Here is a 19,492-nt window from a genome sequence, read left to right as displayed (position 1 = left end):
TTGCCGCTCCTTGTCAGATTGCACAGGAAGTATCTACTTTGTAAACTCCCAGCTCTCTTCCTTTAGTATCAATCAGATGCACCGCACATGCAATACATGGGTCAAAGCTGTGAATTGTTCTTAAAATTTCGAGAGGCTCTTCGGGATTTGCTACTTTTGTTCCAATCAGACTCGCCTCATATGCACCCATTCTGTCTTTATAGTCTCTTGGACCCGCATTCCACGTAGAGGGAACAACTGTCTGATAGTTCGCAACTTTTCCATCTTTTATCTTCACCCAGTGTCCAAGCGCACCTCTTGGAGCTTCCGCCAGTCCATATCCTTGGGCATCTTTGCTTACTTTGTCAAAGTCAAATTCAGTCCAGGTTGAAAGATCTCCCGAAGCTACATTTTTAGCAAGTTCATCAGTCCATTCTACCATTATATCAGCCATGAGTTCTGTCTCAATCGCTCTTGCCGCCGTTCTTCCCACAGTAGAAAAGAGAACTTTTGTAGGAAGATTTCCGTTCTTAAGGAATCTTGTCACATATTCGCTGATTCTTTTATCTCCTTTTGCAACTCCGACCACCATTCTTGCAAGCGGTCCTACCTCAACTCTGTGATCGTCATAAATAGGCGATTTTATCCAGCTGTATTTCTCTTTTGTATTTAGATATGCGATACCTCCCTCTTTTTTACCAAAACCGGTATATTTAGGAATAGTTTCTCCATCAAAAGGATGCAGAGGTTTATCTCCCTCATACCAGGCGTGTGTTACGTCTTCTGTAACTTTGTTTTGGTCAAACTCATAAACCCTGCTCAAATCCCCATTTAGAACTACACCGCTTGGAAACAGGAGCGCAGAGTTGTAAAATCCTGTATCGTCAAGTCTGAAATCTCCGTATGAAAGAAAGCTTTTAAGACCTCCTCCCGTTCCATCAAGAGCCTCATCCGCATACATTGTTCCGGCCATATAGATATCAGGAAGATACGCCTGCTTGATAAATTTTCTGAAATTCATCAGCAAATCTTTAAAAAGTCCTATTCTCGCCGGATTTTTGATATCCTGCACACAAGTTACACCGCCAACTACAATGCTTTGTGGATGCGGCTGTTTTCCTCCGAATACGGCCATCATCTTCGCAGCATCTCTTTGAAGGTCAAGTGCCTGCAGATAATGGGTTACCGCAAGGAGATTTTGTTCCGGCGTCAGTTTGTAATGTGGATTCCCCCAGTATGCTTTCGCAAAAGGTCCCAGACGTCCCTGTTTTACAAATTTTTTCAGTCTTTCCTGAACTTCGCCAAACTTGGCAGCATCTGCAACCCATGGATTGACTCCAGCGACTTTGGCCCATTTGAAAGCTTCGTCAACCGTCTTTTTTGGATCCGCTTCAAGCGCTTTTGTAATATCAACCCAATCTAGAGCGTGAAGATGGTAAAAATGTACCACATGGTCATGAACATACAAAGAGCCCTGTATAAGGTTTCTGACAATTCTTGCATTTTTAGGTATTGTAATGCCAAATGCATGTTCAACCGCTTCAATACTCCTTTGATAATGGGTTCCTGTACATACTCCGCATATCCTCATAGCCAAAAGGCCGCAATCCCTGGGGTCTCTGCCTCTTAGTATCTCTTCGATTCCTCTGAACATCGTTGAGGAACTGTATGCATCAACAATAGTGTTGTTATCATCTATAATCGCTTCAATTCTAAGATGTCCTTCTATTCTTGTAATAGGATCAACTACAATATGTTTGCTCATTGTTTTTCTCCCTCGTCAGATTTTTTGCCGGCCAAAACGCTCGCCGCTGCATGGATACCTATACCTACCGCAGTTGCAGTTAAAACTCCTAGACCAAACTCATCAACTGTTTTTTCCACTCCGCCAGTGGGAGCTTTTATATTCGCATCTGCCATAGGTCTTTCATATGCATATTTATCCCAAAAATCAGGCTCACTGCAACCTATACATCCATGTCCGGCACCTATAGGCCAGTTAACAGCCTCGTTGTATCTGACAATAGAACAGTTATTGAATGTCATAGGACCTTTACAGCCTACTTTATAAAGACACCAGTTGTTTTTAGCACCCTCATCTCCCCACTCCTCTACAAACTCGCCTGCATCAAAGTGCGCTCTTCTTTCACAGTTATCATGAATTCTGTAACCGAAAGCAAATTTGGGTCTAAGGAGAGAGTCAAGTTCCGGAATCTGACCGGTAAGAACAAAATGTAAAATAACTCCTACCATATTTGCCGGGTTTGCAGGACAAGCGGGAATATTGATAATCGGTTTTCCGTTTATTATATCCATAACACCCACTGCACCCGTAGGATTCGGTGCAGCTGCGGGAACTCCACCAAATGTTGCACAAGTACCCACTGCTACAATTGCCGCTGCATCTTTGGCCACCCTTTTTAGATGCTCTTCAAAAGTCTCTCCACTAGGTCCGATTGTTCCGTAAATTCCACCATTTGCCAGAGGTATGGCGCCTTCAACAAAAAGAAGATATTTCCCTTTGAAATGCTCCATTGCATCATGAAGCTGCTCTTCAGCCTGATGACCCGCTGCCGCCATAAGAGTCTCGTGGAATTCCAAGCTGATAATATCGAGTATAATTTCATCTATTTTAGGCCCGTCGCTTCTAAGAAGAGCTTCTGAGTTGCCGGCACAATCCTGAAGTTCCAGCCAAATAACGGGAACTCTGTTCATAAGTTCGGCAGCTTCTGCAACAAGAGGAGTAAATGAGGCAGGTAGCATTAGCATTGCTGTAGCGGCACTAGCCCATTTCATAAAATCCCTTCTGGTAAGCCCTTCATCTTCAAGCACTTCACTCAGATCGACTTTTGTACGGGGAGCCATTTTTTTAAGTTCATCAAGCCTGGCTCTGCATTTTTGCCACAAAGCTTCATAATAGGCTTCACCTCTATTTGTGTCAATCCTGCTGCTTTTTGCAGTAAATACTCTCTTTAATGCCTCTCTTTTGTCAAGCATAATACCCTCCAAATGAATGTTCATTCAAAATGGTATAATAAATTCTCTTATATAGAAATAAATTAAAGTATAAATTTATTAAATATTAATTATTCTATTTTTTTATAGTTTTATTTCTTATTATTAATAATATCGTTTTATATTATGGATTTTTATAGCTATATAATAAACAAAGCAATGAGAAAACGATATCCTTTATGTTATAATTTCGTCCAATTTCTTCACATTTTTCGTTAAAGGAGTCGTTGATGCCAGGCATCATAGTGCAACCTAACGAATCTTTTGAAGAGGCTTACAGAAAGTTCAAAAAGCAGGTTGACAGAAACCTGATTGTTACAGAGGCAAGGGCGAGAAGGTTTTACGAACCGCCGACAGAGCGACGAAAAAAAGAGAAACTCAAAGCCCGCAAAAAAATGCTTAGGCGGATATGGATGCTTCGAAGACTGGAAGCCAGAATGTAACGGCTTCCGTCATCAATGGGTAGTACATACAGAACAGATATCAAAGGATCTGAAAACAAACTCTGCAAGTTTTTTATCTTTCAACCCTATCATAGCTTTTTGCGCAACGCCCGGACATTTTTTTGTACCGTTTCCTAGATTCCATTGAGTCGGTGTTATAATCTCATATTTTTTTACAAGCCCCTCTTTTATCTCTATTTTGTGTATGAGCGATCCTCTTGCCGCTTCAACTACACCGATGCCCGAACCGGAAATTTTATGGATATTCTTTTTGGGTCTTATGTATGAAGGAGCATCTATATCAAGACATTTCAGCAGATCTCTTGTCTTTTGAAGAAGCAGAGCAGTTTCCGCAACTCTCGCTACAATCCTTGTTATAGCCGAGTCTTTTAGTTTTCTATGAAACTCTCTTACTAAAGGCTGCTTTAAAAGCATCTGTCTTGCGAGAGGTCCCGTTTCATAAAATTTATCTTTGTAATATACATTTTTAGAATATGTAAATGTTTGAGTTTTTTCTGTTACATATTTCGTTTTTACCGGATATACTATCGTTGTTAATACTTTTCCAGATTTAAAAAGAGAGTTTTCGCCAAAAACGATAAATCTGTCATAACTTCTGCCTATTTTCTCATAAGATTGTTCATAGGCATTTTTTACAAACAGCGATATATCACCATCTTTTGAAATCAGTTCACTATTGGAACAACTCAAAAAAGCTTCTACACCGTCAGAAAAAATATTTTTCTCAAAAAAGCCGTAAACTTCATCCAGAAAAGATAAAGCCTGGACAATTTCAACATATGTGGGATCACACATAACACCACCTGGAAGTGCATAAGAGGTATGAGGCCACTGTCCGCCGAAAAGCGCTATTATTTTGGATATTTGGACAACTGCTTTTTGTGCTTCGAAAAATTTTTTATTCTTAAGAGATATAAACTCTTGACTACCTTTTTGGATTGATCTTATCAAAGGATACATAACAAAGTAAAACCATTTGATGTGATTTTGGATAATTTCGCAATTAAGTGTTATCTCTCTTATATCGGAGGCTTTTTTTGTTATCTCTATATCATTTGAACTGTTTTTGTAAAGGTCTTCCATAGCCCTTGTTGCAGCTATTAGATGGGCATGGCCGCATATACCGCATACCCTTGGGGTAATTACCAGAGCATCCATAGCAGATTTTCCTTCGATAATATGCTCCATTCCCCTAAAATGCGGAAATTTTATCTTTACATTTTCTATTATTCCATTTTTATAGGTAAAATCGAGTTCGGCTTCGCCTTCAATCCGTTCAATTATCTCTTTTACTATCATCAATCAATCTCTTTTCAAGTCTATCTATCTTAAAAGCTTTTGTTATACCGGTAACTGTAAGATATGCTCTTTTGGGGATGCCAAACGGAAGTTCGGCAGGAATAGACATATATTTTTTTGTTTCAAAAAGCTCTGTTTTAGGAAAGTCGGGCTCGGTACATCCTATACAGGGCATTCCTGCCATGGTTTTGGAACTGACACTGTTCCACAATATTTTATTGCAACTTGCGTGTGTCATAGGCCCCCTGCAACCATGTTCATAATAAAGACAGCCCTCCTTATATCCAAAATCTTTGACATCTATCTTCCATTCGAAATACTCATTTCTTATACATCCATCATGCGCAAGATAGGCATATAGCTCTTTTGGCCGGAGATATTCGTCAAGATGCGGCATTTTTCCTATACTTAACATATCAAGAACGGTGATTAACCATTCAGGATGAAGGGGGCAACCTGGAATATTAACTGTTTTGTTCTCATACTCTTTGAAAATACCTCTCTTACTCTCTTTATCAAATACAATTCCGGTTATATTTTCCGGATCATACTCTTTAAAAACGCCGCCGTAGGAGGCACAACTTCCGGCAGCTAAAATATACCTGGCTTTTTTTGCCAATTTTTCAAAAAGTTTAGCAAAAGAGGTTTTGCCTCTTTTAAACTCCTCATTACCGGTTACCGCACCTTCAAGTATCAGAAAATCGAAATTTTCTTCAAATTTTGACAGATCGTTTATACCAAGCTCCGTATCGAACAGCGGATGATAAAGCAGATCATATCTTTGGAAAAATCTCTCAAAACCTTCATAGTTGAGAAACGAGTGAGTGTTGCCGTTACAGGTAACTCCCTGCAACCAGATAATTTTAGCCTTTTGCGCCGTAGGAGAGTGCATAGTGGATATTTTCCGATATATCGTCTATATAGTAGTCCAGTCCGTTAGGCAAAATACCTTCGCCTTTTAAAAATACCATTCCCCCCAGATAACCCATAAAAAGACCGAATGCGCTGAAAAAATCCTGGTCTCTAAGCTCCCCTTTTCTTACACCTTCTTCAAAAAATATCATTATTTCGGTAACAAATGCAGAGATACATATCATGCCTTCACATCCCTCTTTGAAAACTTCTCTGTTTGAGAGATAGACACGTAGAAAGTACTCTATCATCTCCGGTCTTTCCTGAGCTATTTTAAAATACACTTCCACAAACTTCTTTATCTTCTCTTTTGAAGATATATCAAGATCATTTATCTTCCTCAACTCACTGCCAAGAAGTTCAGATGTATAGATAATGATCTCTTTTGCCAATGCCTCTTTTGAATGAAAGTAGTTATAAAGATTACCAACGCTCATACCCAGCTCTTTTGCAATCTCAGGCATTGTAGTATTGTAAAATCCTTTTTTTGAGAAAAGTCTCAGAGCCGTATTTATGATCTCTTCTCTTCTCTCTTCCTTGGATACCCTTGCCACTGAAATCCTTTTTTTATTTTTATAGTATCAAAAAATGATTTAAAAGTTCAAAAAATATCGACCTGTCTAAAGTTGTTATAACCGCTATACTTTTTAAGACCGAGGGAACACTAATAAGCTATGAATAACTAATCGTATTTATTAGAGTCTATTCCCAGTCATGCAGATGAAAATGGGTATGCTCTACCGGTCCGTGTTTATGTCTGTGTTTATGCAGAAGTTTAGCTTCCATCATGAGTTCTCTGTTTTCCACAAACTCTTCCAAAGAACCGTCAAATATAAGTCTGTGCTCATCTGAAAGCACAAGAACTCTATCTCCAAACTCAGGTGCAAGGCTTAGATTGTGCGTTGATATAACCGTTGTTATATCCATATCGTTTAACAGGTCTACCAGCCATCCGGTGGTAGGAGGATCCAGATTTGCCGAAGGCTCATCCATCAGAAGAACTTCAGGCTCAATCGCAATGAGCGAAGCTAAGGCTACTCTTTGTTTCTCGCCTCCGCTCAGATAAAAGGGTGGAATATCCAGATATTTTTCAAGCCCGAATCTTTTTGCGATATCTACCACCCTGCTTTCAATATCATCAAAACCGAACTGTCTCAATCCAAACTCTATCTCTTCTTTTACAGTAGCATTGAAAAGTAGCATATTGGGGTCCTGCATCAAAAAAGCAACCTCTTTTCTGAAACTGCGCGATATCTTTTTAAAGCCTCTTTTCCCTATTTTAGTACCTTTATAAAAGTAACTGCCCGATTTTGGAAAAACAAGAGCATCTAGGATCTTAAGAAGAGTGGATTTTCCGCTTCCGTTTATTCCCAAAAGTACAACTCTCTCTTTCTCATCTATCTTGAAACTTATATCTTTAAGTAGCTCTTTTTTCTCACCTTTGAAATCTGTATAGTCAAAGTTTACATCTATTAGCTCAATCATCAAAAAATCCCCTGCTTTTCATACCGGCTGAAATATCGCGGCTACTGTGAAGTGTTTTGTTTAAAAAAAAGAAAACTGCCGATTTTACCGATTTTAGCCAATCAGTATAACTAAAAACCGCCTGTCTCGACTTTAGTCCCATCCAAAAATCCGAAAAACTTCTTCTAAATATATTTATCTGCGAAAAGGAGAGTGCAACAAGCGAAGATAAGCTTTTTGAAAAAGAGAGCGCTTTGAATATATTTATCTTCTCAAGAATAAAAAAGGTCAAATACGTCAAAAGAAATACCCTAATATTGAACAATATCAGAAAATTATAATCTATATTTCGGAAAAAGCCCATTATCATATACGAGAGGGAGACAATCGAAGTGAAAATGATAATAGATTTAAATGTCTTTTTTACCAAATATAAAAAATTTTTTCCTGAAAATAGGAAAAATATCACCAATGCAGATAAAAGAAGGTACTCTTCATGTATTGATGTAAAAAAAACAAGCAATCCCAAATATGCAAAAAAAAGCACTCTATCTTTCATCAAATATCACTTTGAAATTTTTTCTCAGAAACCTGTATAAAACGACTGTAACCACACCTTCAACTATACCAATCAACGCGTGGGGTATCATAAGCGCCGCTACTGTCGTTTCAATATCAAATGGAAAAAACAGAGGTTTTCCCTCTGCCGATGCTATCAGAGGCTGCAGTCCCAAAACAGCAGCTACAAAAAGTGCCGGCATATTCATGCCGAACCAGCCTGCCAAGAAAAGAGCGATATTTTCATTTATTTTTTTTAAAAACCTGTAAACATAATATGAACTGAAACAGCCTATGAAACCAATTGCCAGAACATTTATACCAAGAGTGGTCACTCCGCCCTCACCAAAAAAGAGCGCCTCTATAACAAGTACCATAGATATGGCGGCAAAGCCGAGCCACGGTCCAAATACTATACTAAGCAGAGCAACTCCGCTAAGATGCGCCGACGTTCCTCCCGGAAGCGGCACAGCTATCATCATAAAAACAAAACTGAGTGCAGAAAGAGCCGCAAGAAATGAGATCTTGTCGCTATCGAGTTTCGTTTTTGTATAAGTAACGTACCATAATGTTACCGTTGCGGCATATGCCGGCATATATGTAAGGGGCGAAATGAAACCGTCTGGTATATGCATCTATCCTCCTAAAAGAGTGTTGAAAAACTGAAAATCACTCTATAGTCTTCTTTCCCCTCACTGCCCTGCTGCAGATCCTCTTCGTTAAGCTTTGTCCATACGGGAACTTTTAATCCGACAGCGGCGCTTACATTGTTGTAAAAAACCCTGAAACCTGCCGTATTGTATAAGATATCTCCGCCGGTAGCCTCCTGCGGTATGCCGTTTTCTTTGTCACGTCCCAGATGCAAAAAGTTGGCTTCCAGATTTGCATCTACTCTAAGTCTCTTTTTCACATTGGTATAAAGTTTGTATGTCAAAGCGCCGTTGATCCTTATCTCATCGGCAAATTTTACTCTTGTCCCATCGCTGTATGTATGCTCCGTAAAAGTGTTATACGATGTATCGGCTACAAATGTCCACTCATTCCCGAACCATTTTGTCGCACTCATCCCTATCATATACGAAGCCTCTCCGAAGCTAAGTTGCATACCCGCATCATAAAGGCTGCCGTCTGGTTTTTTAAGTTCACTGTTTCCGGTAGGCAAAGTGAGATTTGCAAAAAGAGTAAAATGCCAGTCTTCAAGATCGTCAAGACTCTCATTGGACGGCGTTAGTATAAAACCTTCATCATATTTAAATCCGAGTACTCCCATAAGATTTATATCGTGAAAGCCGCTTGTCTCCTCACCGTTTTCAATCCTCTTTGTATAGTAAGGCGCAAAAACATATCCGCTCAAATAAGGCGTAAAGCCATATCCCAAACCGTACATCCAGTAGTAACTCTTATCTGTCTCATCATCTATGACAGGAGTATAATTTTCATATGACGCATAGTCCAGTTTCATATAGGCCAGATACTTTCCTTCAGGCAGTGTGGCAGAGCTTGTAGTCTCAACAGGCGCACCTGGCCCTTCAAGTCCAGCAACACCCAGCGATGCGACTCCGTGATGTGCAAAAAGCGATGAGGTTGTAAAAGCGGCACAAACCAAAACTTTTTTCAATTTTTCCTCCTTTTTATTATGGTCAGTAATCCAAAAATCCCGAAAATCAATGCGACCCCTACGAAAATTTTCTGAAATCTCTCAAAAAAACTCTGCGAATACTCTTTTACGCCAAACTCTTTATCGATTACGACTTTGATTTCCGCCCCATGCCCGTCTTCGCTCATAACTTTTACCCTCCACTCTCCTTTGCGATCCGGTATGAAAACCACCCTTGAGAGTTTGTCACTCCTGCCCACTGCAAATGGTATATCGCTTTTTGGGGCATAAACTTCATAGGACTGATATGAAAAATCTCCCTCTCCTCCAAAAGAAAACGCCACAACAACAGCTTCTTGATTGAGAACTTTATGATGCAGATCATGTGCGAAAAGTGATAATGAAAAAATAAGCAAAATCAACACTCTTTTCATTCAGCCACCTCTATATTCAGTGTGGTTGTATATACCACCTCATCACATCTGTTGTCATCACACTTTTTTCTTAAAGTCGCTTTGATATTTTGAAGGCCGCTTCTTTTGACTCTGATATTCACCCTTCCGTCAACCCCGCTTTGTCCTCTTGGCTTATCATCGTAAGCCACAACAGCTCCTTCAACAGGCCGCCCGTCAAAGAGTATCAGCAGCCTTGCTTTGTCACCAACCTTTTTCACATCGTTTAGCAAAAGGATCTCCAAACCTTTTCCAATCGATTTTTTTGAATTTTTCTCAATTCTTTTAACACTTTCAAAACTTCTCCAGCTTTTAAGAGCCATTTTTACTTCGTTTTTGGGAAGATTTTTTGTACCGTACGGCGTCTTTGTAAAATAACCGTTATCCATATATATAAATAGTGCATCACATTTATCTTTTATAACAAGGGGATAACTCCGTGTATTTTCGATTTTTTCGATTTTTCCCTCTTTTTCACAAACAATCTCTTTTATATTTTCAGGGTTGTACTCGATCGTTTTTTTGCCGGCGTGCTCCGATGAGGGATGCAGATGTCCGTAGTTAAGCTGATATCCCTGCTCATTTTTCTCTATCCATATATCGTGTCCAAAAAGCATAAAGGGGAGTAGAAAAAGTACGGTTTTTTTCATAAAATCTCCTCTTTGGTGAATGATGATTCATATTTTAATCAAAAGAAGTTAACCGATAGATAAAAAAATGCAGTTCTTGTATATTTTTGGGACTAAATATTTATTCAATCGCTTTAAGAAGAAAATATCAGGATCTGTGGATAACGGAACCTCCCATTTTGCAAGCCTTGAGCTCCGGCTGCAAAACCGCATGGGTTATCCCCTCGCTTTTGAGCTTCTCCTCCATTTTTTTGACCAGTTCGTCTATGTTTTTGAAGCTTGTATCCTCTTTGTATACAAAATGAGCGGTAAGGTAAACCTCACCTCTTCCAGGTTCCCATATATGTACGTCGTGTACATCCTCTACATTTTTAAAACTTTTGATTACACTTACAATTTTATCCATATCGGCCGGATTTGAGTCGAGTATCTGAAAAAAGGCTTTTTTGATAACTTTGAAGGCTTCCATTCCTATGAAAAAAGAGAACAGAAGCGAAAGAGCCGGATCCATCCAGTGAATATTCCATATATAGATGGCGGCTCCTCCCAAAACAACACCCAAAGAGATTGCCGCATCACTCACCATATGAAGAGTTGCGGCTTTTATGTTTACATCGTTTTCTCTGTTCTCTCTTATACTGTTCAGAAAAAGTGCAGATAAGACATTTGCGACAAACGCTATCAGCGCTACCCATATCATCCATACAGCATCTGATTTTTCAGGAGTTATGAACTTCAAAACCGCCTCAAAAGCAATATAGATCATCATCAAAAGAAGAAACAGAGCATTTACAAACCCAGCTATGGACTCTATCTTGATATAACCGTAAGTCAGTCTCTTTGTAGGAAGCTTCTGTGAAAAAAGAATTGCGATATATGCGATAACAAGAGAGAACATATCTGAAGCATTATGAAAAGCGTCTGAAAGAAGCGCAAGAGAGTTACTTACAACTCCGGCAAAAATCTCTGATATTACGATTGCCAGATTGAATATCAAAACCCAGAAAATCACTCTTCTTTTTCTTTTTATATCTCCCATATCACATCTTCCGCCTCTCTGTTTGACAAACATTTTATCATTATATCCTCTGTGTGTAAAATTATTAATATTTATAAAAAGATTAATTAAGAGAGTTTTTATCCTGCTTAACTATAATAGGGGTTACTAATTATTTTGAAAGGAAAAAATATGGCAACAACAAAACTTAAAGGCAACGAAGTAAAATTGGCTGGAAATGAAGTAAATGTAGGAGACGTGGCTCCCGTAGTACACGTTGTAGGAAAAGATCTTGAAGATATTCAAATTGGCGGACAGAAAGGATGTGCCCAGATCGTCGTAGCAGTTCCTTCACTCGATACAGATGTTTGTGCCGCTGAGACGAGAAAATTTAACGAAGAGGCAGCAAAGATTGAAAATGCGGAAGTAATCGTAGTATCTATGGACCTTCCATTTGCTATGAAAAGATTCTGTACTACCGAAGGGATAGAAAATCTCAAAGTCGGAAGTGATTTTAGAAACAAAGATTTCGCAAACGCTTACGGAGTTCTTATAGCCGAAGGTCCTCTTGCCGGTCTAACTGCAAGAGCGATATTCATAATAGACGTAAACGGTGTGATCGTATATAAGCAGATCGTTCCCGAAATCACAGAAGAGCCAAATTATGACGAGGTTCTCGAAGCTGCAAGAGCGGCTACTTCTACAAGCTGCTGCGGAACTTGTCAATAATCAATTTTTAAAATACTCCTTTTTGGTATAATCCTGTTTAAAAAAGGCTACTTCGGTAGCCTGACAGGATAGAATATGCTCTCAACTTGGTATAAAAAATTTTCATCACAGCCCCATCAGCCTTTCTTTACCTCAGGCATGCTGCTTCTTATAACATTTACCGCAGTTTTACTTGGTGTATATTCCGGTTTTCTCGATATAGGGGTTTCAGTCATAAACTTTCATGCATATCCTATGATATTTATCATATTCATTCAGTTTTTCCTGGGTTTTTTGTTTGTGGTATTTCCAAGATTTCTGATGCAGCCCGTTCTCAAACCGGAGCTTTATATGAAACACTTTTTTATTTTTCTAGCGGGGTCTTTGCTATACATAGCGGCTCTTTTTATCTCAGACAAGCTCCTTATCGCTGCTTCCATACTGCTCATAGCGGCACAGACAAACTCTTTTTTACTTCTGCTTTCAATATACAGAAAAAGTATAGTTAAGGATAAATACGACACAAGATGGGTACTCATAGCTTACGCTTCCGGTATCGTCGCGCATCTTTTCTTTATCGCTGCATATTTTGCGACTCCTGTAAGTACTCTTTTTGAAAATATTGCGATAAAGGGTGGATTTTACCTCTTTTTGTTTACGGTAGTTTTTGCCATAAGCCAAAGAATGATACCCCATTTTACACAGGTAAAGGTTCAGGGATACCAGATAAACAAAACAAAAAAGATCATGGAGATAATCTTTTCGCTTCTTGTGGTAAAAGTGGCACTCTTGCTGATAGAACCGAAATACAGCTTTTTGGCGGATATTCCGCTTTTTATCTTTTTTGTCAGAGAATTTGCCAAATGGAAACTTCCTGTTACGAAAGTCCCCGCCATCATATGGGTTTTGTATCTCTCTCTAGCATGGATACCGGTAGGATTTCTCATCTCTGCTATAGAGTCCTTATCGGCACTCGCAGGTCTTGGCATAGAGTTTGAAAAAGCAGCCCTTCACGCGTTTGCAGTAGGATATTTCCTGACAATTCTCATAGGTTTCGGCACGAGAGTGGTTCTCGGCCACTCCGGCAGAGTCCCCACTGCCGACAAACCCGCAATCGCCATATTTTTATTTATACAGGTGGTGGCCCTGAGCCGGATTTTCGCCGCTTTGTCTCTAAACCTGGCTCTTGACTATACATTTTTGATAAACCTCAGCGCCACACTGATGCTCGCGGCCCTGCTTGCATGGTGCGCAAGGTATTTCAGAATACTGGCGATCAGTTTTTAGAGAGTGTGAAAATTTTATATTCAATATTTCACATTGTCGGACTGAGCCGCTTTGTTAATGCTTTTTCTTTTTTTTTGATATTCGTAAGTTTCAAAAAGGAAATTTACTATCGTTTTTGCCGCATTTACTACTAATACAGCGTGATGTTTTTCTGGTTTATACGTCCTAACATGACGATCGCCCATACGGTTACTTAAACCGGCCATACCGCCTACAATACTTACTAAGCCAGAGAGTACCTGCTTTAACGGGCCTTCAATATCTGGACGACCCGGCTCTAAATTCAGTAGCTTCTGAACCCTTTTATAAAGCTTGAGCAAGTCTCCGTCATATTGCGGTGCATTTTCGTCTATAGTCTTCTCAAGCTCAGTTAGTACTGCCTCCAATAATGACCTGGCATTAGTAATTGCACCATCATAGTCACCCTCTTTGATTTTTATTTCTGATTTTTGTATCTGTTCATCAATGAATAGGTGTCCTTCCTTTTCGGAACCTTGAAAGGGATGTTCGCAAGCAACAGAAACTCCTGTTAGATCGCGTATTTTTGCGTAGCCGTTATCAATAACTACTTCATAACCGTCGTATTTGAGCCTCGCGTTAATGTATTGCACGGCTTCTTCTACCTTAAACTTAGTATCCATAAATTCACGAGGATCGAGCACTTGGCATAACAGAGAGCCGAGAGCAGCCGTGCCATTTAAAGAACGGATTTTTTCTTCCGCATAATGCCAACGTGACGGAAAACCTTGTCCATATACATCATTTGCTCCGTAATCATTAAATAGCCGAACTAATTGTGGACCACTGCGATAAGGTGAAAGTTGTTCATCTCCTGTAACAATCTTCCCAATCGCACTAATTGTCCCTTCTGTAACTTTCATAATTTTTACCATTTTTAGTTTCTAACATTTAAATTGAACATATAAATTATCCTAAGAGAAAATTTATTGATTTCTGATGACTTGTTATAAGTCTTTTTGAAACTTCCATATTTCATGATCCAATTTTCGAAGTGTTAAATTTGGAAAGTCGCTCTTTAAAACATCAAAAGCTTCATATACTAATTTTTCAATATCATTAATTGATAGCTCTTTACCTATAGCTTCTTTCACAAAACGACATACCATTCTATCTAGTTTTATAAAATCATCGTTTCCTGCTAACATAAAAAAATATGTTAATGAGATTCCACTTTTCTGTCCTTTTATTTTCTTGATTTCAGTGCTAAATTCCTTATTTGTAATAACATTAGACAAATCTTGAAAATAGTTAACATTAAATTTTTGGAGTACTTTTGCAAATTCTAGAACAGCTTCACTTTTTAAAATTCCATTTCTTGTTGATGTTCTACATCTATTTTTATAAATTTCACTCGTTATAAAGCTTATGTCATTTTGGTTATATATTTCAATAAGCTCATCAATTGAAAGTTGTTTATCAATTGATGCGAAATCACTACCATATTCTCGATATTTTTTCAATTGCAAACATTTACAAAAATTGTCAACTACTTTTTTAGTTACTTCATATCTTATTCCTATTGAATAAACAGCATCGATAACACATAAAGGCAGGCTCATATAGTAATATTCATGACTTAATACGGCATTTTCCAAATCTAATTTTTCTTTACAATATTCTACAAAAAGTTTATTATCCATATACAATCTCCTAACAACCAAGCTCGCCTACCATTATAAAACAGAAGCGGAATAGCAGTCATATGTAACACATTGTTAGGCATCTTTTGCCACTCTTTCCCCATTTAATTGTTGATTCCCAAAAGTTGTATTCCAAAACGTATTGAATACTAGTCAAAAAAACCACCAAGCATAAATGGAATATATACTTTAATTTTCTTCATAACTAGTCAAAATTCCAGTTTACTCCCCCACCTTGCTTTTTTTCTACTGGTTCAAACAGCTGTTGTTCATCACAACCTGTTAAAACAATAATAAAAATACTAAATATAATTATCCTGATAATATTTATTTTCATACTTCTATCTTAATTATTATTTCAATATAATTCTTCATTTCTATTAACAAATATTATCCATTACCTACTTAAGCCAATATGAAGTTATTTTTGGTATCGGACTTTATATATTTTTAATGAACATCAATTTCATGATGATCATTTCACAAAAGAGGAGGTATTGAAGCTTCGCTACTTACTATAGCATTTTACGTTCACGCCAGACGGACTTAGCGGCTAAAAGAGCTAAGTGAAAGAAAAAAATCACTATCAATTACTGGCAGTACACTTTTTATCATCATGTGACACCTATTTAGTATCATCTATTTTATTGTTTTATAACTCTTTTTTGGAAACAATAGGAGGCAAAAAAGAGGATCAAGACCTATGGAACTTAAAGAAATCCAGATGATCGCAGCTATCACGCTGGGAACTATCGGAACTTCTCTTGGTGTTATAAATCTGGTAAGAGATATAAGAAAAAACAGAGAAAGAGTCACTATATCCGCCTGTCCAGTTTTTAGATACAGACTCGATGACCGGCATATAATGGATTTTCCTCAAGTTTCCGCATTGGAAGCAAATACGGGCAAAAACCCATCATATAGAAATATCGGTCTGTGGAATGTGGAAGCTCTTGAAAATAGTATAAAAAACGGCGCTTTTCCCAACCTGATAGGTTTTCAGATACAAAACAGCTCCAACCATTCGATTTTTTTGGAAAATGTTGGTCTTACAGACTACGATAACAGAAAAAGATATATGGGAAAACATTATGATGCTATACAGTCGATCAAGGCAGAAGCAGTAGATACAGGGATACTTGAAGTAAAGCCGAACAGCAAATATACGTCATATTGTATACTGGACGATCATCTGTCAAAACTGATAGCATCAGGATATATCTACCCCTTTGTGGAAACACAAAGCAGAAAAAAACGTATCTACTCCGAAAGTGAAACGATCAGGTTTTTGTCAAAATGGCTAAAAAGCCGCTGATTTGTATATACTTTTCGTTTTTCTACTTTTTCATATCCCGTTTCAGGCAGTTTGAGACAACTTCCACATCCGGGCAATCTTTGTCAAATACAACTACATAACCGTTTAGCACACTGACCCAGCCATAAACGTTGGGACTTTCGATAAGAAAAGGATATGACAGATCGCATTTTTTTGGGCGAAAAAATATGATATATGAAGGTTTGGCTATTTTCGATATCTTTTGTATGTCGCTCTTTTTAAGCCCTTTTATATAACCGTATTTCGTCAGTTTTTGCAACAGTTTTTTTGTAAGTTTTACAGTATCCGTTCTTACCGTTTTCTTTTTTGAGATAATAATAAAAGGTTGATACGGTTTTGCCTCCTCATAGGAAAGAGGTATCTTTGCCCCGGGTATATAGAGTTTTACTATACTATTCATCTTTATCAGTGCTTTTTTAACATCCTCCAACCTCTTTAGATATGGATATTCCGCTTCGATACGCAGCAAAGAGGGAGAATCCCAGTAAAACTCCCAGTTGGGGAAAACGACAGTAAGGAGAGGTATAAGCTTCTCACCTAAAAGCGAAAAGAGCTCTTTGTCTCTTTTAGCGGCTCTCTTCTCGTATCTCATCCATTTTTTCCAGTCAGAAGCTGCTTCTTTGTTTTCAAACCTATCTGAAAGATCCAGTGATGTTACGATCGATCTGAAAATATCTTTCATCTCCACTGTTATGTCTAGTCTAAGACGCTCGTTATATCTTTCGGCCTCTATTTCGACTCGGTATTCTATTTCTAGTTTGTCGAAAAAACCGGGATCGGGTAAGGTGTAGATGATATCTTTTTTGTTGAGTATGAGTGTATATTTATTTTCGATAGGCACACAGGCAAAAATAGAAGAGACCAGAAGCAGATAGACAAGAATTTTTCTCATAATGCAACCTTAAAGTGCTTTTATATACTTATACTACACCCAAATAGATTAAACAAAAGAAAAAAGTAAAAGTCGATAAGGTAGAAAAGAGGGATTATATGATTTTAAAATATTGAAGTGGTGCGGACGAGAGGAGTCGAACCTCCACGCCTTGCGGCACCAGATCCTAAGTCTGGCGTGTCTGCCAGTTCCACCACGTCCGCATGTGGATGAAATACTAACGCTTTTTATATAAAAAGCGGTTTAAATGGTACGCCCGCCAGGATTCGAACCTGGGACCTACGGCTTAGAAGGCCGTTGCTCTATCCAGCTGAGCTACAGGCGCATATTTTGGGCTATGGCACGCCCGAGAGGAGTCGAACCTCTAACCTACGGATCCGAAGTCCGTTGCTCTATCCAATTGAGCTACGGGCGCATCTGAAAAACACAAAGGGCATTGCGCCCAGCGGTTGCCCCGCCGCTCTTTCAAACGACCCATAGGTTTGTCATCGTCGGCTCAAAAAATGGGGTGAGTGATGGGATTTGAACCCACGGCCCCCAGAGCCACAATCTGGTGCTCTAACCAACTGAGCTACACCCACCATCGATGGTCGGGGCGGAGGGATTTGAACCCCCGACCCCCTGGTCCCAAACCAGGTGCGCTAACCAGGCTGCGCTACGCCCCGAACAAATGGACTGAAATTATATTAAAAAATCTTTGCTTTGTCAACAAAAAATATGCTTTTTTCACCAGCCGCTTCATGTATTGTATTGTTTCAACCCGAATTATGCAATCTTGTTCATTTAAAAAATCTGTTTGTATCGTTTTTGTATAATTTGTAAGAAATTCTTAACTATGACCAACAGGGGAAAAGATGAAAATCCAAAGATTTAGTCGTATAGGGTTTATCATGGCTGCCGCGGGGAGTGCCGTCGGTCTTGGAAATATATGGAAGTTTCCCTATATGACGGGAGAGTATGGCGGAGGAGCCTTTGTTCTGGTATATCTCATAACGATAGCTTTTATAGGTTTTTCTGTTATGGTTGCAGAGATGCTTATAGGAGCTCTTGGTAGACTCGATACGGTCAGCTCTTTTGAAGAGCTTGCGCCTCCTGATAAAAAGCAGTGGAAATATGCGGGTTTCATGGGGTTTAATGGTATCATAATAATGACTTTCTACTCTGTAGTTATCGGCTGGATTTTCTACTATCTTTTCAGACTGTTAAACGGACTTCCTTCCACTACCGACAAAGCTAAAGATATTTTTAACACTCTTGTGGGAAACGAGCCGGGTATACAGATATTTTGGCATACCGTTGCCGTTCTTATCGTAGGATACATAGTCTACAAAGGTATAAAGGGAGGTATCGAAAAGATAAACCTCATCCTCATGCCATCACTTATGGCTATACTTTTTGGACTACTCTTTTATGCTTTTACACTTGACGGATTTGAAAAAGCTTTTGAGTTTATGTTTGCTCCAAAATGGGAGAAACTCAACTCAGAAGCGATAGTAAGAGCCGTGGGACACTCATTTTTTACTCTCTCACTTGGCATGGGCGCAATATTAACCTATGCCGCAAGTCTTCCCAAAAACGCCAACATCACCCAGACTGCACTTATAGTTACCTTTATGGATACTCTCATAGCTCTCGTCGCGGGACTTGTGATATTCTCTTTTCTTTTTCAATTTGGTGCAGAACCCGGACAGGGACCGGGGCTTGTATTTATCTCTCTTCCTACAATACTCAAAAATTTTGGAACACTTGGTATCTTTTTTGCCCTTATGTTCTTTCTCGCCCTTGCATTTGCCGGTATCACCTCAGCAATAAGTCTGGTTGAGCCCGTTGTACAGTATCTAATAGACAGATTCGACTATACAAGAACAAAAGCCGTTGTCGTCACAAGTTTTATATACTGGATAGTCGGTATCGGTGCTTTGCTATCTTATACAAAAGAATGGGGAGAGATGTTCAGTATTGGGAAAAAGCCGCTTTTTGATATACTCGAATATACGACCGACTCCATACTTCTACCTCTAGGCGGACTTCTCATAGCGATTTTTGTAGGATATATACTGCATAAAGACAGAGTCAGAGCGGCTCTTGAGCATGAAATGGGTGATAGGGTTTTTCATATATGGAGATTCAGTATAAGATATATAGCACCTGTTGCTTTAATTTTTATGATGCTAAATCTCATGGGAATTATAAAGATATAAAGGGGACGGGTGAAGGTGTTGGTGTTAGCTAAATATCGATC

The 19,492-nt window shown here is 38.8% G+C and carries 20 protein-coding genes and 5 tRNA genes; 5 read left to right on the top strand and 20 right to left on the bottom strand.

Going from position 1 to position 19,492, the window contains the following annotated elements; translation table 11 throughout:
• Nucleotides 1–13: 13 nt before the first annotated feature.
• Nucleotides 14–1,744 carry a nickel-dependent hydrogenase large subunit gene (locus tag EPR_RS00620; protein WP_200763051.1) on the bottom strand — a complete coding sequence of 577 codons (1,731 nt, stop codon included), beginning with the start codon at nucleotides 1,742–1,744 and terminating at the stop codon, nucleotides 14–16.
• Complete coding sequence (locus tag EPR_RS00615; RefSeq protein ID WP_200763049.1) at nucleotides 1,741–2,976, bottom strand: hydrogenase small subunit; 1,236 nt, start codon at nucleotides 2,974–2,976, stop codon at nucleotides 1,741–1,743. The genes EPR_RS00620 and EPR_RS00615 overlap by 4 nt, the downstream gene beginning before the upstream one ends.
• A gap of 248 nt (nucleotides 2,977–3,224) precedes the next feature.
• Here EPR_RS00615 and rpsU point away from each other — a divergent pair, with 248 nt between their 5' ends.
• Complete coding sequence (rpsU, locus tag EPR_RS00610) at nucleotides 3,225–3,437, top strand: 30S ribosomal protein S21 (RefSeq protein ID WP_200763047.1); 213 nt, start codon at nucleotides 3,225–3,227, stop codon at nucleotides 3,435–3,437.
• Nucleotides 3,438–3,449: 12 nt separating this feature from the next.
• Here rpsU and EPR_RS00605 read toward each other — a convergent pair whose 3' ends face one another.
• The 10 genes from EPR_RS00605 to EPR_RS00560 all read right to left on the bottom strand — a co-directional run bounded on the left by EPR_RS00605 (nucleotide 3,450) and on the right by EPR_RS00560 (nucleotide 11,441).
• A complete protein-coding gene (locus EPR_RS00605) occupies nucleotides 3,450–4,757 on the bottom strand; it encodes a nickel-dependent hydrogenase large subunit (protein WP_234697184.1) in 1,308 nt (435 codons plus the stop codon).
• Complete coding sequence (locus tag EPR_RS00600) at nucleotides 4,735–5,649, bottom strand: NADH-quinone oxidoreductase subunit B family protein (protein WP_200763037.1); 915 nt, start codon at nucleotides 5,647–5,649, stop codon at nucleotides 4,735–4,737. The genes EPR_RS00605 and EPR_RS00600 overlap by 23 nt, the downstream gene beginning before the upstream one ends.
• Nucleotides 5,621–6,223: a TetR/AcrR family transcriptional regulator gene (locus EPR_RS00595; RefSeq protein WP_200763035.1), complete on the bottom strand. Its 603-nt coding sequence runs from the start codon at nucleotides 6,221–6,223 to the stop codon at nucleotides 5,621–5,623. The genes EPR_RS00600 and EPR_RS00595 overlap by 29 nt, the downstream gene beginning before the upstream one ends.
• A gap of 148 nt (nucleotides 6,224–6,371) precedes the next feature.
• Nucleotides 6,372–7,154, bottom strand: coding sequence for an energy-coupling factor ABC transporter ATP-binding protein (locus EPR_RS00590; protein ID WP_234697183.1), 783 nt, complete (start codon nucleotides 7,152–7,154; stop codon nucleotides 6,372–6,374).
• Complete coding sequence (locus EPR_RS00585) at nucleotides 7,147–7,434, bottom strand: hypothetical protein (RefSeq protein ID WP_200763032.1); 288 nt, start codon at nucleotides 7,432–7,434, stop codon at nucleotides 7,147–7,149. Before EPR_RS00585 ends, EPR_RS00590 begins: the two co-directional genes overlap by 8 nt.
• Before the next feature lie 247 nt (nucleotides 7,435–7,681).
• Complete coding sequence (locus EPR_RS00580; RefSeq protein ID WP_200763030.1) at nucleotides 7,682–8,326, bottom strand: energy-coupling factor ABC transporter permease; 645 nt, start codon at nucleotides 8,324–8,326, stop codon at nucleotides 7,682–7,684.
• An 8-nt stretch (nucleotides 8,327–8,334) separates the two neighbouring features.
• Nucleotides 8,335–9,309, bottom strand: coding sequence for a transporter (locus EPR_RS00575; protein WP_200763028.1), 975 nt, complete (start codon nucleotides 9,307–9,309; stop codon nucleotides 8,335–8,337).
• Complete coding sequence (locus tag EPR_RS00570; protein WP_200763026.1) at nucleotides 9,306–9,722, bottom strand: hypothetical protein; 417 nt, start codon at nucleotides 9,720–9,722, stop codon at nucleotides 9,306–9,308. Before EPR_RS00570 ends, EPR_RS00575 begins: the two co-directional genes overlap by 4 nt.
• Nucleotides 9,719–10,390 (bottom strand): DUF4198 domain-containing protein, encoded by a 672-nt coding sequence (locus EPR_RS00565; protein ID WP_200763024.1) that lies wholly within the window; start codon nucleotides 10,388–10,390, stop codon nucleotides 9,719–9,721. Before EPR_RS00565 ends, EPR_RS00570 begins: the two co-directional genes overlap by 4 nt.
• A 127-nt stretch (nucleotides 10,391–10,517) precedes the next feature.
• Nucleotides 10,518–11,441, bottom strand: coding sequence for a cation diffusion facilitator family transporter (locus EPR_RS00560; RefSeq protein ID WP_200763022.1), 924 nt, complete (start codon nucleotides 11,439–11,441; stop codon nucleotides 10,518–10,520).
• Between the two features lie 117 nt (nucleotides 11,442–11,558).
• On the opposite strand from EPR_RS00560, the gene prx-suh reads away from it, so the two are divergent.
• Nucleotides 11,559–12,095: a thiol peroxidase Prx-SUH gene (gene prx-suh / locus EPR_RS00555; RefSeq protein WP_200763020.1), complete on the top strand. Its 537-nt coding sequence runs from the start codon at nucleotides 11,559–11,561 to the stop codon at nucleotides 12,093–12,095.
• 75 nt (nucleotides 12,096–12,170) lie between these two features.
• On the top strand, nucleotides 12,171–13,361 hold the full coding sequence (locus EPR_RS00550) for an NnrS family protein (protein ID WP_200763018.1): 1,191 nt from the start codon (nucleotides 12,171–12,173) through the stop codon (nucleotides 13,359–13,361).
• Between the two features lie 20 nt (nucleotides 13,362–13,381).
• Here the strand turns inward: EPR_RS00550 and EPR_RS00545 are convergent, their stop codons facing one another.
• Nucleotides 13,382–14,242, bottom strand: a complete 861-nt coding sequence (locus tag EPR_RS00545) for an abortive infection family protein (RefSeq protein ID WP_200763016.1) — start codon at nucleotides 14,240–14,242, stop codon at nucleotides 13,382–13,384.
• 84 nt (nucleotides 14,243–14,326) lie between these two features.
• Nucleotides 14,327–15,022: a hypothetical protein gene (locus EPR_RS00540; RefSeq protein WP_200763015.1), complete on the bottom strand. Its 696-nt coding sequence runs from the start codon at nucleotides 15,020–15,022 to the stop codon at nucleotides 14,327–14,329.
• 703 nt (nucleotides 15,023–15,725) lie between these two features.
• On the opposite strand from EPR_RS00540, the gene EPR_RS00535 reads away from it, so the two are divergent.
• Nucleotides 15,726–16,337, top strand: a complete 612-nt coding sequence (locus tag EPR_RS00535; RefSeq protein WP_200763013.1) for a hypothetical protein — start codon at nucleotides 15,726–15,728, stop codon at nucleotides 16,335–16,337.
• A gap of 22 nt (nucleotides 16,338–16,359) precedes the next feature.
• On the opposite strand, the gene EPR_RS00530 is transcribed toward EPR_RS00535, so the two are convergent.
• From EPR_RS00530 to EPR_RS00505, 6 genes are all read right to left on the bottom strand, one after another.
• Complete coding sequence (locus EPR_RS00530) at nucleotides 16,360–17,250, bottom strand: hypothetical protein (protein WP_200763011.1); 891 nt, start codon at nucleotides 17,248–17,250, stop codon at nucleotides 16,360–16,362.
• 118 nt (nucleotides 17,251–17,368) lie between these two features.
• Nucleotides 17,369–17,453: transfer RNA gene (locus tag EPR_RS00525), tRNA-Leu, on the bottom strand.
• 45 nt (nucleotides 17,454–17,498) lie between these two features.
• Nucleotides 17,499–17,575: transfer RNA gene (locus tag EPR_RS00520), tRNA-Arg, on the bottom strand.
• Nucleotides 17,576–17,588: 13 nt separating this feature from the next.
• Nucleotides 17,589–17,665, bottom strand: a tRNA-Arg gene (locus EPR_RS00515).
• An 89-nt stretch (nucleotides 17,666–17,754) separates the two neighbouring features.
• A tRNA-His gene (locus tag EPR_RS00510) sits at nucleotides 17,755–17,831 on the bottom strand.
• 6 nt (nucleotides 17,832–17,837) lie between these two features.
• Nucleotides 17,838–17,915 (bottom strand) — tRNA-Pro (locus EPR_RS00505).
• A 189-nt stretch (nucleotides 17,916–18,104) separates the two neighbouring features.
• Here EPR_RS00505 and EPR_RS00500 point away from each other — a divergent pair.
• Nucleotides 18,105–19,451, top strand: coding sequence for a sodium-dependent transporter (locus EPR_RS00500; RefSeq protein ID WP_200763010.1), 1,347 nt, complete (start codon nucleotides 18,105–18,107; stop codon nucleotides 19,449–19,451).
• Nucleotides 19,452–19,492: the final 41 nt, after the last annotated feature.

The organism is Nitrosophilus alvini (genome assembly GCF_015100395.1).
GTDB classification, from domain to species: domain Bacteria; phylum Campylobacterota; class Campylobacteria; order Campylobacterales; family Nitratiruptoraceae; genus Nitrosophilus; species Nitrosophilus alvini.
This window is presented reverse-complemented; position numbering and strand designations above follow the sequence as displayed.